General features: G+C 65.0%; 2 protein-coding genes and 1 rRNA gene. All 3 read right to left on the bottom strand.

Features of this window, described 5'->3' with window-relative positions; genetic code table 11:
• The coding region (locus tag SNE35_RS31985; RefSeq protein WP_320427125.1) for a branched-chain amino acid ABC transporter permease at positions 1–754 on the bottom strand (754 nt) is incomplete at its 3' end.
• A 5-nt stretch (positions 755–759) separates the two neighbouring features.
• A complete protein-coding gene (locus tag SNE35_RS31990; RefSeq protein ID WP_320427126.1) occupies positions 760–1,911 on the bottom strand; it encodes an ABC transporter substrate-binding protein in 1,152 nt (383 codons plus the stop codon).
• Between the two features lie 161 nt (positions 1,912–2,072).
• Positions 2,073–2,185: ribosomal RNA gene (gene rrf / locus SNE35_RS31995) — 5S ribosomal RNA — on the bottom strand.
• Position 2,186 lies beyond the last annotated feature (1 nt).

Raw genomic sequence — 2,186 nt, forward strand, 5'->3', positions numbered from 1 at the left:
CCAGGGCGGCGACGAGGGGGCCGGTGATGGAGCTGGTGCCGCCGACGGCGCAGACGATGAGGAAGAACACCATGTACTTGAGGGGGAAGTTCGGGTCGAGGCCGAAGATGTCGGCACCGAGCGCGCCACCGAGGCCCGCCAGGCCGGAGCCGACGGCGAAGGTGAGGAGGAAGACGCGGTTGACGGGGATGCCCAGGCCGGCGGCGACGCGGGGGTCGTCGACGGCCGCGCGCAGGCGGGAGCCGAAGCGGGTCTTGGTGAGCACGGCCTGCAGGGCCAGGGCGAGCACAACGCAGCAGGCGATGATGAAGAGGCGGTAGGCGCCCATGCCGAGGGTCAGGGCGCCGGAGCCGCTGCCGATTCCAATCTCGAAGCGCTGACGCAGCCCCTCCGGCAGGGTGATGTTCTGCTGGGAGGAGCCGATGAAGAAGTCCACGGCGGCCACGGCCATGAAGGTGAGGCCGATGGAGAAGAGCACCTGGTCGAGGTGCGGGCGGCCGTACATGCGGCGGTACAGCAGGGGTTCCAGGACCGCACCGGCGAGTGCGGCGACGAGGAAGGCGGCGGGCAGGCAGGCGAGGAAGGGCCAGCCGGCCTTTTGCATCAGCAGCACCATCACGTAGCCGCCGGCCATCGCGAAGGCCCCGTGCGCCAGGTTGATGAAGTTCATCAAGCCCATCGTCACCGCCAGCCCCAGCGACAGCACGAACAGCAGCATGCCGTAGGCAATGCCGTCGAAGAGAAGGGTCAGCATGTGGCTTACTTGCGGTTCTTCGCGGGGTCCTTCACTGCTTTCTGGACGTCGAATTCGACGTTGTAGAGCTGGCCGTTCACGCGCTCCACCTTGCGGGTGTAGATGTCCTGCACGATCTCACGCGTCTGCGCGTCGATCAGCACAGGGCCACGCGGGCTCTCGAAGATCTGGCCCTTCATCGCATTCATCAGCGCCTCGCCGCCCTGGCCCTTGGAACCGTTCAGGCCTGTGTAGATCAGGCGCATGCCGTCGTAGCCGGCCACGGCCATGAAGTTCGGGCGGAACTTGTTGGCAGCCTCGAAGGCGGCAACGAACTTCTTGTTCGCGGGGCTGTCGTGCGAGGCGGAATAGTGGTGCGAGGTGACGATGCCCAGGGCGACATCGCCCATGTCGTTGAGTTGGTCGTCGTCAGTGACGTCACCGGTGGCGATCAGCTTGATGCCGGCTTTGTCGAGGCCGCGTTCGGCGAACTGCTTCATGAAGGTCGCGCCCTGGCCCGAGGGCAGGAACACGAACAGCGCATCGGGTGACAGGTCGCGCACCTTCTGCAGCACTGGCGCGAAGTCCGCGCCGCGCAAGGGCGTGCGCAGTTTCTCGAGCACCGAGCCGCCGTCCAGCGTGAAACGCTCGGCGAAGTACTTCTCGGCATCGTTACCGGGACCGTAGTCGGTGACGAGGCTGACGACTTTCTTGATCTTGTTCTTGGCGGCCCAGTCGGCGAGTCCCAACGTGACTTGCGGCAGCGTGAAGCTGGTGCGAGTGATGAAGGGCGAGGCCTCGGTGATCGACGAGGTGGCCGCGGCCATCACAACCATCGGCGTCTTGCTCTGCGTGGCGATCGGCGCGGTGGCCAGAGCCAGCGGCGTCAGGCCAAAGCCGGCGAGCGCCACGACCTTGTCGTTGACGACCAGCTCCTGCGCAAGGCGGCGCGTCGTGTCGGCCACGCCGGCATCGTCCTTGACGATGACCTCGACCCTCTTGCCGCCGGCCTTGTTGCCGTTTTGCGCGATCCACAGCTTGATCGCCGCATCGATCTGCTTGCCGGTCGAGGCCGAGGGGCCCGTCATCGGCAGGATGACGCCGATCTTCACCGTGTCACCTTGCGCGCCCGCGGCACCGGTGATTCCTCCCAGGGCCGCCGCGGCCAGTATCGACATGGTTTGCCGGCGAGTGCTCCTCATAGCGCTGTCTCCGTCATCTTGCTTGTGAAGGTGCCGGGATTGTGGAGGGTCCGCGCTCCATTGCAAATAGGTAATCAGGAGCCCATAAAAGCAAAACCCCCACCTCTTTGGAGAGATGGGGGTATGCGGAGTAAATAGCCTGACGATGACCTACTTTCACACGGGAATCCGCACTATCATCGGCGCTGATTCGTTTCACTGTCCTGTTCGGGATGGGAAGGAGTGGGACCGAATCGCTATGGTCATCAGGC

Origin of the sequence: Roseateles agri (assembly GCF_034043675.1) — a bacterium.
In the GTDB taxonomy this organism is placed as follows: Bacteria; Pseudomonadota; Gammaproteobacteria; order Burkholderiales; family Burkholderiaceae_C; genus KK5.

Excerpts from the sequence above, each read along its gene's own strand:
- SNE35_RS31990 (WP_320427126.1), bottom strand. The coding sequence starts at position 1,911 with ATGTCGATACTGGCCGCGGCGGCCCTGGGAGGAATCACCGGTGCCGCG.